The organism is Lonsdalea populi, assembly GCF_015999465.1.
Lineage (GTDB): Bacteria > Pseudomonadota > Gammaproteobacteria > Enterobacterales > Enterobacteriaceae > Lonsdalea > Lonsdalea populi.
On record NZ_CP065534.1, the window covers coordinates 3169030 to 3182575 of the forward strand.

The following is a 13546-nucleotide window of genomic DNA, read 5'->3' on the forward strand; positions in this document are numbered from 1 at the left end:
TCATAATGTTAATAACTTAAAATGAGATCGCGGCGAGCCTGAAATACAGGTTCGCCCATTTTACGCGTCGATGCGTCAGAAATCGTAGCCGACGGTCGCGACGACGGAACGCTCGGCGCCCCAGTAGCAGGTTCTCAGTTCGTAGCAGGACGCGATGTAAGTCCTGTCCGTCAAATTATTGACGTTGACCTGTGCGTAAGCGCCTTTGAGCGAGGGATTCCAGCGTCCCAGATCGACCCGGACAGAGGCATCCAACAGCGTCACAGAGGGCAGTTGCAGCGTGTTGGCATCGTCGGCCCACTGTTTGCCGATGTGGCGTACGCCAACGCCGAGATTAATGCCTGCGCCCGCCTCATACTGCGTCCACAACGAAGCCATCTGCTTCGGCGCCAATACCGGCGTATTGCCGTCATTGCCCTCCACGGTCTCTTTATATTTCACCTTGCTGTAGGTGTAACCCGCAATAACGCTCAGGCGTTCGGTGATCGGCGTTCTGGCTTCCAGCTCCAGTCCCTGGGACTGCACCTTACCGATCGGCTCATAGTAGTTGCCCACGATGTTGCGGGTGGCGACGTCGGTTTGCGTCAAATCGTACACCGCCGCGGTATATAACGCCTTGGTGCCCGGCGGCTGGTATTTGATCCCGCCCTCAACCTGTTCGCTGCTCATCGGCTTGAGCGGATTCCCCTGCGAGTCCGCATACAGCGCAGGCGTAACCGCCTGACTGTAGCTGACATAAGGCGAAGTACCGTTGTCAAAGGCATACAGCAGCGCGGCCCGCCCGCTAAAGCGGTTATCATCGCGCTGGCTGCGGCTATCCGTGGTCAGGTTTTTATTGTCGAATTTGATGACGTCGTAACGGCCGGAGAGCGTCAGATACCAGCGCTGCCACTGCATGTCGTCCTGCACATAAACGCCGGTCTGCTTGTAGCGCCGCTGTGAGTCGAAGCGATAAAAATCGGTGACCGCATCCCCGCCCGACTGGCCGGTGAACGGGTCCAGCAACGTAGCCGTGCCCGACGCGTCCCATAGGTTGTTGGTAAAGTACTGGAAATCGACGCCGAAGAGGGTTTTGTGTTTGACGTCGCCGGTATCGAAATCTGCCGCCAGCTGATTATCGACGGCATAGGCGTCCAACGAGGAGGACTCTGCGGTGTAATAACGCGACAGCTTGTCCGTCTCTAGGCTGCTCCAGCCGTACTGATAAATTTGCTGAATATTGACGTTGGAGTGCACGTAGCTGGCGTTTTGCCTGAACGCCCAGGTGTCGTTGAACCGGTGAGAGAATTCATAGCCATACATCTGCTGGTTACGCTGGTAATCATCCAGGCTTTTCTCTCCGTCAAAAAGGCCGCGCGCGAACTTTGATCCCTGATAGGCATAGACGCTGCCTGCCGCGGGCACAGAGCCGTGATAGCCCCCCGCCGGGTCCTTCTGCAGATACGTTTTCAGCAGCAGCGTCGTGTCTTCATCCGGCTGCCACAGGAAAGAAGGCGCAATCGCATAGCGCTCCTCGCGTGGGCCGTCATACATCGTATCGCTGCTATGAGTCAGCCCCGTCACGCGAAAAGCCCAATTGTCGTTGATGCCCTGCGTATAGTCGAACGCCGCGCCCCGATCGTTATGAGTGCCGGCGCTGAGGCGAAAATGTCCTTCCGGCATAAACTGCGGGCGTTTGGATGTCATCATCACCAGACCGCCGGGCACGCTCTGTCCGTACAGCGAAGACGAAGGACCTTTAATGACGTCGACACGCTCGAGGAACCAAGGGTCGATCTGCAAGTTGTTGTGACTGCCGCTGTCGCTGAGTACGCGCAAACCGTCGAGGAAGGTGTTGTTCACATCCGCGCCGTGAAATCCACGCAACGAGACCGTATCAAACCGCGTCGCCCCGCCGGAGAAATTGGTGAAAACGCCCGGCGTGTAGTTCAGCGCCTCATTCAGCGTCATCACGTTCTGATCGCGCATTTGCTGGCGAGTCACCACGGAGACGGACTGCGACGTCACCACCAACGGCTTATCGGTTTTGGTCGCGCCCTGCGAGGTCGTGGCGGTATAGCCCTCGGTCGGGGATAGCGCGGACTCCTGGGGCTGAGCTGAAACTTTAATGACATCTTCAGCGGCCAGAACGAAAGCAGGCGTGGTCAGCGCAACAAGCACGCCGTAATAACGGAATAAAGGAAGGGATGACATGCGATAGGTTCCTGAATAAGCGCCTGAGTGGGCTTCCCTTTTCAGTCACTGTGCGCGTATCGCGAAAAGTGCATCATACCAAACGGAAACCTATCGATCGGAAAGCGCAAAAACAGTTAAAGGTAATAATAATTATTACTATTAATATCTACGCATTCAACCTGTAAAGTTTACGGTTTTGTCATGATTCCATCTCTTTTTGAGGGCGATTACGCTCCCATATCCTCTGGAGCCAACGCGGGGATGAGGGGTGAACAACCGGTTGATGACCCTATCCGGCATAAGTTGTATTCAGAAAGGTTTTCTATATGATAGTAATTATCATTATCGTCATGGTGAGGGACTATGTTGACCGCGATGATTGCCGCCTGCGGGCTGTGGGGGATCACCTGGTACTTCGGTAAACCGCTTTCCAGCGTCTGGGGGATTCTGCTTCCCGTGACGTTGATGCCTTTGCTGATACTGCCCGGCATCGACCTGCACTCTCTGAAATACATTGTCACGCTGGCCATGCTGGCAACCCTGGGAATGCTGTTTCATCAGCGGTTGCGCCACTATCTGCTGCTGCCGTCCTGCATCGCGCTGGTAGGCGGACTGACGGCGCTGTCCGTGACGCTGCGCAGCATCTAGAGCGTTAAAACAATCGTATAGTTGAAATTAAGAAGATTAAACTTAGTGGGATAATTGCGAGGATAAAGCCGAGAGAATAATACGTGGTGCGAAGAGAGGGACTTGAACCCTCACGTCCGTTAAGACACTAACACCTGAAGCTAGCGCGTCTACCAATTCCGCCACCTTCGCACATGAGATTTTTTACGTATTACCTACTGCACGATCTGCATTACCAGCTTGGTGCGAAGAGAGGGACTTGAACCCTCACGTCCGTTAAGACACTAACACCTGAAGCTAGCGCGTCTACCAATTCCGCCACCTTCGCAGGTACTGTGCAATACACATCATTGTGGTGAGGTGGTGCGAAGAGAGGGACTTGAACCCTCACGCCCGTTAAGGCACTAACACCTGAAGCTAGCGCGTCTACCAATTCCGCCACCTTCGCAAACCTGTGACATAACGTCACGCAATGTCACCACGGAGGCGAATTCTAGAGATTTTACGGCCGAGGTCAATGATTATTTCCCCTCCGTGCGAGGGTTTGCTGTAAAAAACGGCGGTCAATCAACCGGGGCTGGCGTAATACACGCCTGCAACCAGTCAACGACCACCTGAATACGCGGGGCCAGAAAGCGTCCGGCGGGAAACATGATGTAAAGCGGCATGGGCGGCGGCGGCAGGTCCGGCAGAATCTCCACCAGATCGCCCCGTTCTATAAGCGGTCTGAGGCTCCTGCGCGGCCCCTGAATAATCCCCAAACCGGCCTGTGCGGCGGCGATATACGCGTCTACGCCGCTGACGTCCACCCATGTAGGCAGACTCTGCGTGAGCCATTGCCCTTTCTGGACAAACTCAAGGGGATAGCGATGTAGATTGCGCAAAGAAAAATAGCCAACCATCCGATGACTAGCCAGCTCGGCCAGCGAGGACGGGATACCGTGCGCCGCGCAATAATCCACGGAGGCGCAGGAGAGCTGCGGCAATGACGGCAGTTGGCGGACGGAGAGTGAATCATCTTCCAACTGCCACGCTCGCACCACGCAATCCACCCCCTCGCGCTGGACATTAATCGCCGCGTCGTTGGCGCTCAGCACCAGCCGGATGCCCGGATGCTGGCGATAAAACGCCGGAAGCGCAGGAATAACGAGTTCACGGGCCATCGAATGCGGCATATCGATGCGCACCTGCCCGCTGGGCTGCCTCCGCTGCTGGGTGAACATGGCGTCGCTTTCATCAAACGCGGATAACAGCTGCGTGCAGCGCTGATAGTAAAGCCGCCCTTCATCCGTAATGCGAACCTGACGCGTTGTTCGCTCCGCCAACCGGACGCCCAGCCGCAGCTCCAGTCGTTTAAGCGTCTGACTGACCGTAGCTCGCGGGAGCCCCAGGCTCTCGGCCGTCCGGCTAAAGTTTTCCGTTTCCACGATGCGGATGAACACGCGCATCGCCTGTATGTGATCCATGAACCCGCCCGCAGGATTGTTTGTGATTTACAAACAGTGTTGCATAAAACGGGGGATTTATCTTTGTCGAGCAAACAACCACACTGGCATTCTCATCACCTATCGAGGTCATCAGCATGCAACAGAGAACATTAGGACCCAAGGGGCCGCAGGTTTCCGCACTGGGACTGGGCTGTATGGGCATGAGCGATTTTTATTCCACCCATCAGGATGCCGATGAATCCCTTGCCACCCTGCACCGTTCACTTGAACTGGACATCACCCTGCTGGATACCGCCGATATGTACGGGCCGTATACCAATGAGCAACTGGTGGGAAAAGCGATCAAGGGCAAACGCGACCGTGTCTTTCTGGCGACCAAATTCGGGATCGTCCGCGATACCGTCAATTTGGATGAGCGTGGTATCTGCGGCAGACCGGAGTATGTGCGGCAGTCGGTGGAAGGCAGCCTGAAACGGCTTGGGGTAGAGACTATCGATCTTTACTATCAACACCGGGTCGACCCGACGGTGCCGATTGAAGACACCGTCGGCGCGATGGCCGACCTCGTGAAAGAGGGCAAGATTCGTTTTCTCGGATTAAGCGAGGCTTCCGCCGCCACGCTGGAGCGCGCGCACCGCGTTCATCCCATCACCGCGCTGCAAAGCGAATATTCGCTATGGACGCGGGATGTGGAAACGCAAATCCTGCCGACCTGCCGCAAACTGGGCGTGGGTTTCGTTCCCTACAGTCCGTTGGGCCGCGGTTTTCTGACCGGCGCGATCCGGGATCTCGACACGCTGTCTGACGACGACTTCCGTCTCAAAAACCCGCGTTTTCACGGCGATAATTTCACCAGAAACCTGCGTCTGGCCGACCATGTGGAGGCGTTGGCGAAGGAGAAAGGGGTGACGTCCGCACAGCTGGCGCTGGCCTGGGTGTTGGCGCAAGGGGAACACATTGTGCCAATCCCCGGCACCAAACGACGCCGTTATCTGGAAGAGAACATCGGCGCGTTGGATGTGATATTGACTGCTGCGGAGCTGTCAGCCATCGACAGCCTGTTTCCGCTACAGGCCGCCGCGGGGGAACGCTATGGCGAGGAAGGTATGGACACCATCAATAACGACTGATCCTCAGCACATGATCCCCCGCGGCTGCCCGCCGCAGGGGGATCGTGCAAATTTAAGCGCGCGATGTGGACTTAGCGCCGCGTCCCATAATCGCTTGATACACACGGAAACGACCATTCTGCGCCAACACTTCATGGCTGCCAAACGTCTCATCCAGCAGCGCCGGATAAGGCAGGAAGGCGTTAGCGACAATGCGCAGCTTGCCGCCGATGTTCAGATGCGCCGCCGCGCCGCGGATCAAGGCTTCTGCCGCGTGCAGGCTGGTTTGCATCCCGTCATGGAAGGGCGGGTTGGAAATGATCATGTCGAAACGACCGGCAACATCTGAGAAGACGTTGCTGGCGATGACGGCGCCTTCCAGCGCGTTACGCGCCAGTGTCGCCCGGCTCGCCTCCAGCGCAGCGGCGTTCACATCACTCAGCGTCAGACGAATTTTCGGCGCGCGCTGGGAAAACGCCACGGCCAACACGCCCGCGCCGCAGGCGATATCCAGCACTTTACCTTTCGAATGCGGTTCCAACGTGCCGAGCAGCAGCTGGCTACCGCTATCCAGCCCATCGCGGCTGAACACGCCCGGCAGCGTACATATCGGTACGCCGTCCACATCATATTCGTGCCACCAGTGCGCCAAATCAAAGGCCGGCGTCTGTTCTAGACGGCCGTGATACAGACCACAGCGGCGCGCGCTGTCGATTTTGGTCAGCGCAGTAATGTCCGCCAGCAGCGTTTCCGCGCTGCGTACCCCGCTGCGGTTCTCGCCCACCACGAAAATATCGCAGCCGACGGGCAACAACGACAGCAGGTTGGACAGCTGGAACTGGGCTTCCTGCTTGCTCTTCGGCCAGTAATAAATCAGGGTGTCGCAGCCCGCGACCCTGCCAGCCTCGGCCAGCAGGCCGAAATGGGCCGCGTCGCCCATTGTCCGGTTCAACTGCTGCCAGTGGTGGTACTGCATCGTGTGCACGCGGACGTCTTCCGCCTCAAACTGGGCGGGCAAGGTATCTTGCAAATCACCGGCAAACAACACGCGGCGGGCGGAAAAATCATCGCTGTGACGCAGTATCACTTCACTGGCGGGGGTAAATGCGGACATCAGGCTTCAAACTCCTCAATTAACTGAGCGGCGATTATAGAGGTTTGTTGCCGCATGTTCGATGGGTTTGCTAGCATAGCGGCGCATACTCGCGCTCCGGACAAGGTAAGGCATGACATCACATCGGGACAGGCTGCTACAGCAATTGGGCATTACGCAGTGGACATTGCGCCGCCCCGCCGCGCTGCAGGGCGAAATCGCCATCAGCCTGCCGTCGACGGCGCGTCTGCTGCTCGTCGCCGATCCGCTCCCTGCGATCGATGATCCGCTATTGCAGGATGTGCTCAGAAGTCTGCAACTGACCCCCGAACAGATCTATAGCTTGCTGCCGCAGCAGGTGGAAATGTTGCCGGACACCTGCGATTGCCCGGCCTGGTGGCTGGGCGCAACCCCCATGCAGCCTCCGCAAGGCGTGCAGCTTACCAGCCCGGCGTTGTCCGAGCTTGACCATAACCCGGACGCCAAGCGCGCGCTGTGGCGGCAAATTTGTCAATATGAACACGATCTCTACCCTGACCTCCGCCGATCTGACGACAGCCTTTCAGATTGAGCGCCTAAGCCACGCCTTTCCGTGGACGGAAAAAACCTTTCTCAGCAACCAAGGCGAACGCTACTTCAATCTTAAGCTCAGCAGCGACGAGCAGATGGTCGCCTTCGCGATCACGCAGATCGTGCTGGATGAAGCCACGCTGTTCAATATTGCGGTGCATCCCGAACATCAACGCCGGGGCTACGGCCGTGCACTCATGGAACACCTGATCGCCGAGTTGGAACAGCGCGGCATTCTGACGCTATGGCTCGAAGTTCGCGCGTCAAATCAACAGGCTATCGCGTTGTATCAGTTTTTGGGTTTTAATGAGGTTTCCATCAGGCGGAATTACTATCCCACGGAGGAAGGTCGCGAAGACGCCATTATGATGGCCCTGCCCCTGGGATAATCCCTGTCAGACACCCTCTGGCAGGCGAGTAGCGAATGCTTCCCATCCCGGCATAAAAATTGAAATGGAAATCATTCTCAATTAGAATGCCCGCCTCTTTTTTATATTCAGGGACTGAAGGAACTCGATATTCACTATGTCTGCGGTTGACGTACCGACTTCGTCTGATTTTTGTCAGCTCTATCAGCATCACCACGGCTGGTTGCAGAACCTGCTGCGTAAACGCCTGGGAAACCGGTGCGACGCATCCGATCTGGCACAGGACGTTTTTCTACAGTTACTGATCACCCCCCGCGAGTTCGACAGCCACCACGGCACCCGAGCTTATCTGAGCGTCATGGCGCAGGGACTGTGCGTCGACCTGTGGCGGCGCAAAGCGCTGGAGCAGGCCTGGCTGGCGTCGTTGCAGCATCATGCGGCGGACGCCTCCCTGTCGGCCGAACAAAACGCCATCGTGCTGGAAACATTGTTTCAAGTGGACGGCATGCTGCGTCATCTCCCTGAAAAAGTGCGCTCGGCGTTTGTGATGTCGCAAATTCAGGGGATGACCTATGCGCAGATCGCCGCCGTACTGAAGGTGTCTGAACGCATGGTGAAAAAGTATATGGCGCAGGCCATGCTGCACTGCATTGTTCTCGAAACAGAATCCGACGCCGCGCCGCCGACCCGGCGCAGCTGAGTCAGCCTGGTCGATCGCCCATGCCTTTCCGCCCTTCCCCGCCACCCAAGCCCGGCTTCGAGTCTCTGCAAGAGGCGGCCAACTGGTATGCACAATTGTTGGAGGAAGACGGTGAGCACAGTGAACTGCGCCACCGCTGGCAACTGTGGCTGGATGAGAGCGCCGAACATCGAGAAGCATGGATCTATGTGCAGACGATTAGCCAGCGTTTTCAGCCGCTGCGGGGCGAGTTGCATCAGCCGAGCGTGGAGGCTCTTCTGCGCTCGCCGCGCGTCAGCCGCCGCCGGGCGCTGAAGCTGACGGCGATGCTGACGTCCGGCGCGCTGCTGTCCTGGATGGGCTACCGCTATCCCCCGCTGCGCGGGTCGCTGCTGGCGATGGCCGCCGACAATCGTACCGTGACCGGCGAGATCAGGCAGGTGACGCTGAGCGATGGTTCGCGTATCTGGCTGGATACCGCCAGCGCGATGGATATTCGTTATACGACCACGGAACGGCAGTTGCTTCTGCGTTCCGGCCAGATATTTATCGCCACCGCGCCCGGCCAACAACGGCCGTTTGTGGTGGTCAGCGACCAAGGCAGGATGCAGGCGCTCGGCACACGCTTCAGCGTCAGCCAGCAGGACGAGCGCACGCAGCTCAACGTTTACGACGGCATCGTCGCCGTCACGCCCCGGCAGGACGGCGCAATGCGCCGCGTCAACGCCGGTCAGCAGTGGCGTTTCACCGCCGACGGTCTGGGAACGCTCGATCGTTTGGACACCCTAGACGCCGACTGGCGGCAGGGTAAATTAAGCGCCAACGACACCCCGCTCGGCGAGGTGATCGCCCGACTGTCCCGCTACAGGCGCGGCCATCTGTCCTGCGATCCGGATATCGCCGCGCTCCGGCTGATGGGCACCTTCCCGCTGGATAACACCGACAGGGCGCTGAACATGATGTCCCGGGCGCTGCCGATCCGCATTAATCGACGCTTTTCCTGGTGGGTGACGGTAGAAAAAAAAGTTTAACGATGTCCTCCGTCTCGGTTCCCTTTTTAAGCGTTCGTTCGATTCAGTATAAAAACAGGCTTTATTTCTTTTGACTCTGGGTATTAAAGGCTATTCCTATGTTATTCACCGCACCACCTCACGCTCTCCGACCATTGGCTCTGGCCGCCCGTCTTTTTGTTCTGGGCTCACCGGCTGTCGTTCTGCATGCTGCGCCTGCCAGCGCGGCGGAAAACGCCGCCGTGCAGCACTATTCCATTGCCGCGGGTGCGCTAAACGAACAGCTTAATCAATTCGCGCGCCGGTCCGGCATTGATCTCGCGGCCGATGCGGCGCTGACCCACGGCCTGAACGGCACAGCGCTAAACGGCGATTACGCTGTGGAGAGCGGTCTGACGACGCTGCTGCAACGCCACGGCTTGCAGGCGGTGAAACAGGCGGACGGTAGCTTCCTGCTGCAAAAAACGCCGAAGGAAGACGAAATGGTGGTGGTGGCGCAGTTGAACCGCCAGGGCGTCACGGAAGGCACCGGCTCCTACACCAGCCGCAGCATGAGCACGGCGACGGAGCTGACTCTATCGCCGAGAGAAACCCCCCAGTCGGTCAGCGTGGTCACCCGCCAACGAATGAACCAACAAAACATGACCACGCTCGACGAAGCGATGAGTCAGACCACCGGCGTTAACGTTGTCAATCAAAGCTCTTATCAGGTGAAATTCCAGTCGCGCGGCTTCACGATGGACAACATCAAAGAGGACGGCGCGAACTCCTCCTCTCAGAACAGCGTATCCGGCATGGGATACTCCGAGGCGTCCTCCGAATCACCCGATCTGGCAATCTACGATCACGTCGAGGTCCTGCGCGGCGCTTCCGGCCTGACGCAGGGCAATGGAGAGCCGGGCGGCACCGTTAATCTGGTGCGTAAAAAGCCCACCTATAACTTCCAGGGCTATGTCAGCGCCGGCGCGGGTTCTTGGGATAATTATCGCAACGAAATCGACGTTTCCGGTCCTCTGAACGACGATGCCACTCTGCGCGGCCGTTTCGTCGGCGTTTATCAGGACAAGCAGAGCGCGGTGGACTACGTCGATAGCGACCGCAGCGTGGTGTATGGGACGTTGGCCTGGGATATTACCCCGGATACCACGCTGACGACCGGCGTCAACTGGCAGAAAACCCATACGGTGCCCGATCTGTACGGCATCCCGATGAGCCGCGACGGCAGCAGCCTTGGCCTTGCACACACGACGTTCCTCGGCGCGAGTTGGAACCGTATCGAGTTTGATAAAATCAATCCTTTCATCGAATTTGAGCATAAGTTCGAAAATGACTGGGCGCTGAAAAGCACGCTGAATTACACACACGCCGAAGCGGAAACCAAGGCCATCGGGATCTACGGCAGCGTCACGCCGAAACTCAATAACTTCATTCAGCGAGATAATCAGTCCGATCAATGGAGCTATAACCTCAAACTTTCGGGGCCTTTCGAATTCCTGGGTCGGAGCCACGAACTGGTGATTGGCGGCGACTACCAGAAAGAAAACTTCGACAACCTGTTCGGCCGAATCATCAAAAACGACGTGGTGGATATCTACAGCTGGAACGCCAGCGCGCTGGCCGAGCCTGAATGGGGGGATTACTCCAACCGTTACCGCTACAACCTTTACCAGCGCGCGCTGTTCGCCACCACCCGCCTGGAGCTGGCGGACCACTGGAAGCTCATTCTGGGCAGCCGCTATAGCGCCTACAGCTATGACATGTACTCAACAAATCGCACCACGGACATGACCCGTCACAGCAGCGGTTACAAAGTGCGCGACAAACTGGTCCCCTTCGGCGGGCTACTGTGGGATTTCAGCGATCATTACACCTGGTATGCCAGCTACAGCGATATCTTTAAACCGCAGGAAGATATCGATCGCTCGGGCAACATGCTGCCGGCGGTGACGGGCAAAAACTACGAGACGGGTATCAAAGGCGAGTTTTTCGGCGGTGACCTGAACACCTCCATTGCCCTTTATCGCATCATCCAGGCAAACAAGGCCGTGGAAGACACCGACTGTCTCACCAGCAATTACTGCTATCGTTCACAGGGCAAAGTACGTAGTCAGGGGATTGAACTGGAAGCCTCGGGCAAGCTGGCGGAAGGGTGGCAGCTGTTCGCGGGTTACACGCTGACCAACACCCAATATCTGGAAGGTGAAGAGGGAGAGAAAGGACAGACCTACAGCCGCTATACGCCGCAGCACATGTTTAAACTGTACAGCAGCTACACGTTGCCAGGCCGTCTCAATCAATGGAGCGTCGGCGTCGGGATGACCGCGCAAACCGACACCCGCTCGAACTACGATATCCATCAGGGCGGCTACACGCTGTATAACGCCAACGTCCGCTATCAGTACAACCGGCACCTCAGCTTTAATCTGGTGGGCAGCAACCTGACGAATAAAGAATATTACCGGACGCTAAACAACCGCATCGTCGATGCGAATAACTACTACGGCGATCCGCGTAACTTCATGCTGACGGCGAAGTGGGACTTCTGATGTCGTTGAAAACTCTCTCTTTTGACGTGTTACGCCATGCAGACGCTTAAACGTTTTTATCAACTGGTCGCGCCGCTGTGGCTCACGACGCAGGCTTTGGTGCTGTGGCTGCTGTTGCTTATCGTGGTTGCGCTGACGCTGTCCGTCGTCGGCATCAGCGTGCTCTACAACAACTGGAGCAAGGACTTTTACGATGCGCTGGCGGATTTCTTCCAGCACGCCTCGGTCACCGATCTGTTCTGGCGCTATCTCGGATATACCGCGCTGTTCGTCCTGGTGATTATCAGCGGCAACTGGCTGAAAAAAGCGCTGATCTTGCGCTGGCGCGACATGATGACCCAGCACTATGAAACACAGTGGCTACGGGATCATAGGCATTATCGGCTGCAACAGGACCTCTCCGGCACGCCGGATAACCCGGACCAGCGTATTGCCGAGGATATCCGGCTGCTGTGCGAGCAAAGTCTGGAACTGCTGCTGTCGCTGCTGAAGAACGTGGTCGGTCTGCTGTCCTTTATCGCCATCCTGTGGAGCATCTCCGGGGTACAGACGTTCACGCTCAGCGGGTTCACCTTCACGATCCACGGTTATCTGGTGTGGATCGCGCTGATCTACGCCGTGGTCGGCAGCCTCCTCACCCACGCGCTGGGTTTCCCCCTGCATCGCACCAACCATCAGATGCAGAAAGTCGAGGCGGACTATCGCGCCAGCCTGATCCGGGTCAACAGTCACAGCGAACAGATTGCCTTTTATCAGGGCGATGAAATCGAAAATAGACGGCTGCGCGACCGTTTCCGCGCCGTGCTCGCCACCGGCTACCGTCTGATGGGGCAGGAGTTTCGGCTGGAAATCTTCACGGTCAGCTATTTCCGTTTCAGCCTGATCGTGCCCGTTTTCGCGGTGCTGCCGCTGTATCTCACTCATAAGGTGTCGCTTGGCGCGATTATGCAGGCCAGAACCGCCTTCGGCTACGTGCTGGATGCCTTCGGCTGGTTCGTCGACAGCTATCGTCAGTTGACACGCTGGTCCGCCACGATTGAACGTCTCTGGCAGTTGCAACAGCGGTTAGAGGCGCTGCCGACAACGACCACGCGCACGCCTCAGGGCGAAGCGCTGCAAATTCACCAGTTGACCGTGCTGCGGCCGCAGGGCCGGGCGCTGCTGGCCCCCTGCTCCGCGCGGGTCAAACCGGGCGAGTGGTGCAGCCTGCAAGGCGCCAGCGGGATCGGCAAAACCACCCTGTTGCGGGCGCTGGCGGGACTATGGCCTTACACGACCGGCCGCTGGTATCTGCCGTCTGGGCGCGTGCTGTTTCTGCCGCAAAAACCCTATCTGCCGCAGGGAACGCTGCGTCAGGCGCTCACCTATCCGCAAACGCAAGCGTTCAGTGATGACGTGTTGCAAGAGGCGCTGGCCGAGATGCAGCTGGCGCATCTGAGCGCAGAACTGGATGCCGATGAGCCGTGGGCGCAAAGGCTGTCCGGCGGAGAGCAACAGCGGCTTTCCCTCATCCGGGCAATCCTGATGAAACCGACGCTGCTCTGTCTGGATGAGGCAACCAGCCAGTTGGATGAGGAGACCGCGATAGAGGTGATGAAACGGCTGCGCCGACATTTGCCGGGCACCATCGTGCTCTCCGTCACGCATCAGTCGGTACTGAATCCGCTGTTCGAAACTCAGATCCATCTCCAACCTGCGTCCCAGCAGTGATCTGGCGAGGCCGAATAGCGATTCAGCTGTCCGGCCGCCAGAGTCAGCCCCTCCGCGATTAACCACAACGAACCAGCGTGCAGATGCACGCGACGAACGCAATGAACGCAATGAACGCAATGAACGCAATGAACGCAATGAACGCAATGATAGATTTTCTGCGTGCGGGCTTTCATAATCGGCAGTTAAATCATCCTGCTTCGCCAGGGAC

Annotated in this window: 11 protein-coding genes and 3 tRNA genes; 8 read left to right on the top strand and 6 right to left on the bottom strand. The window is 57.6% G+C overall.

Annotation, left to right across the window (positions count from 1 at the left end; genetic code table 11):
- Positions 1-75: 75 nt before the first annotated feature.
- Positions 76-2193: a TonB-dependent siderophore receptor gene (locus tag I6N93_RS13835; RefSeq protein ID WP_085688668.1), complete on the bottom strand. Its 2118-nt coding sequence runs from the start codon at positions 2191-2193 to the stop codon at positions 76-78.
- A 345-nt stretch (positions 2194-2538) separates the two neighbouring features.
- On the opposite strand from I6N93_RS13835, the gene I6N93_RS13840 reads away from it, so the two are divergent.
- On the top strand, positions 2539-2823 hold the full coding sequence (locus I6N93_RS13840; RefSeq protein WP_085688665.1) for a DUF1435 domain-containing protein: 285 nt from the start codon (positions 2539-2541) through the stop codon (positions 2821-2823).
- Positions 2824-2907: 84 nt separating this feature from the next.
- Here I6N93_RS13840 and I6N93_RS13845 read toward each other — a convergent pair.
- The 4 genes from I6N93_RS13845 to I6N93_RS13860 form a co-directional block, all read right to left on the bottom strand.
- Positions 2908-2994, bottom strand: a tRNA-Leu gene (locus I6N93_RS13845).
- 49 nt (positions 2995-3043) lie between these two features.
- A tRNA-Leu gene (locus I6N93_RS13850) sits at positions 3044-3130 on the bottom strand.
- A gap of 33 nt (positions 3131-3163) precedes the next feature.
- Positions 3164-3250: transfer RNA gene (locus tag I6N93_RS13855), tRNA-Leu, on the bottom strand.
- A gap of 115 nt (positions 3251-3365) precedes the next feature.
- The gene (locus tag I6N93_RS13860) at positions 3366-4268 is read right to left on the bottom strand and encodes a LysR family transcriptional regulator (RefSeq protein ID WP_085688367.1); all 903 of its coding nucleotides are present in this window, start codon (positions 4266-4268) and stop codon (positions 3366-3368) included.
- 116 nt (positions 4269-4384) lie between these two features.
- Between I6N93_RS13860 and I6N93_RS13865 the strand changes: the two genes are divergently transcribed.
- Positions 4385-5380, top strand: a complete 996-nt coding sequence (locus tag I6N93_RS13865; protein ID WP_085688369.1) for an aldo/keto reductase — start codon at positions 4385-4387, stop codon at positions 5378-5380.
- Between the two features lie 52 nt (positions 5381-5432).
- On the opposite strand, the gene rsmC is transcribed toward I6N93_RS13865, so the two are convergent.
- Positions 5433-6473 carry a 16S rRNA (guanine(1207)-N(2))-methyltransferase RsmC gene (rsmC, locus tag I6N93_RS13870; protein ID WP_085688370.1) on the bottom strand — a complete coding sequence of 347 codons (1041 nt, stop codon included), beginning with the start codon at positions 6471-6473 and terminating at the stop codon, positions 5433-5435.
- A 112-nt stretch (positions 6474-6585) separates the two neighbouring features.
- Between rsmC and I6N93_RS13875 the strand changes: the two genes are divergently transcribed.
- From I6N93_RS13875 to I6N93_RS13900, 6 genes are all read left to right on the top strand, one after another.
- Positions 6586-7023: a DNA polymerase III subunit psi gene (locus tag I6N93_RS13875; RefSeq protein ID WP_085688372.1), complete on the top strand. Its 438-nt coding sequence runs from the start codon at positions 6586-6588 to the stop codon at positions 7021-7023.
- The gene (gene rimI, locus I6N93_RS13880; RefSeq protein WP_085688374.1) at positions 6968-7411 is read left to right on the top strand and encodes a ribosomal protein S18-alanine N-acetyltransferase; all 444 of its coding nucleotides are present in this window, start codon (positions 6968-6970) and stop codon (positions 7409-7411) included. The genes I6N93_RS13875 and rimI overlap by 56 nt, the downstream gene beginning before the upstream one ends.
- A 136-nt stretch (positions 7412-7547) precedes the next feature.
- Positions 7548-8090 (top strand): sigma-70 family RNA polymerase sigma factor, encoded by a 543-nt coding sequence (locus tag I6N93_RS13885; RefSeq protein WP_085688376.1) that lies wholly within the window; start codon positions 7548-7550, stop codon positions 8088-8090.
- A 20-nt stretch (positions 8091-8110) separates the two neighbouring features.
- Positions 8111-9100 (top strand): FecR domain-containing protein, encoded by a 990-nt coding sequence (locus I6N93_RS13890; RefSeq protein WP_085688378.1) that lies wholly within the window; start codon positions 8111-8113, stop codon positions 9098-9100.
- Between the two features lie 98 nt (positions 9101-9198).
- Positions 9199-11625: a TonB-dependent siderophore receptor gene (locus I6N93_RS13895; protein WP_085688380.1), complete on the top strand. Its 2427-nt coding sequence runs from the start codon at positions 9199-9201 to the stop codon at positions 11623-11625.
- Between the two features lie 36 nt (positions 11626-11661).
- A complete protein-coding gene (locus I6N93_RS13900; protein ID WP_085688382.1) occupies positions 11662-13335 on the top strand; it encodes an ABC transporter ATP-binding protein/permease in 1674 nt (557 codons plus the stop codon).
- Positions 13336-13546 lie beyond the last annotated feature (211 nt).

Excerpts from the sequence above, each read along its gene's own strand:
- I6N93_RS13865 (WP_085688369.1), top strand. The coding sequence starts at position 4,385 with ATGCAACAGAGAACATTAGGACCCAAGGGGCCGCAGGTTTCCGCACTG.
- I6N93_RS13900 (WP_085688382.1), top strand. The coding sequence starts at position 11,662 with ATGCAGACGCTTAAACGTTTTTATCAACTGGTCGCGCCGCTGTGGCTC.
- rimI (WP_085688374.1), top strand. The coding sequence starts at position 6,968 with ATGAACACGATCTCTACCCTGACCTCCGCCGATCTGACGACAGCCTTT.
- I6N93_RS13840 (WP_085688665.1), top strand. The coding sequence starts at position 2,539 with ATGTTGACCGCGATGATTGCCGCCTGCGGGCTGTGGGGGATCACCTGG.
- I6N93_RS13895 (WP_085688380.1), top strand. The coding sequence starts at position 9,199 with ATGTTATTCACCGCACCACCTCACGCTCTCCGACCATTGGCTCTGGCC.
- I6N93_RS13885 (WP_085688376.1), top strand. The coding sequence starts at position 7,548 with ATGTCTGCGGTTGACGTACCGACTTCGTCTGATTTTTGTCAGCTCTAT.
- I6N93_RS13890 (WP_085688378.1), top strand. The coding sequence starts at position 8,111 with ATGCCTTTCCGCCCTTCCCCGCCACCCAAGCCCGGCTTCGAGTCTCTG.
- I6N93_RS13835 (WP_085688668.1), bottom strand. The coding sequence starts at position 2,193 with ATGTCATCCCTTCCTTTATTCCGTTATTACGGCGTGCTTGTTGCGCTG.
- rsmC (WP_085688370.1), bottom strand. The coding sequence starts at position 6,473 with ATGTCCGCATTTACCCCCGCCAGTGAAGTGATACTGCGTCACAGCGAT.
- I6N93_RS13860 (WP_085688367.1), bottom strand. The coding sequence starts at position 4,268 with ATGGATCACATACAGGCGATGCGCGTGTTCATCCGCATCGTGGAAACG.
- I6N93_RS13875 (WP_085688372.1), top strand. The coding sequence starts at position 6,586 with ATGACATCACATCGGGACAGGCTGCTACAGCAATTGGGCATTACGCAG.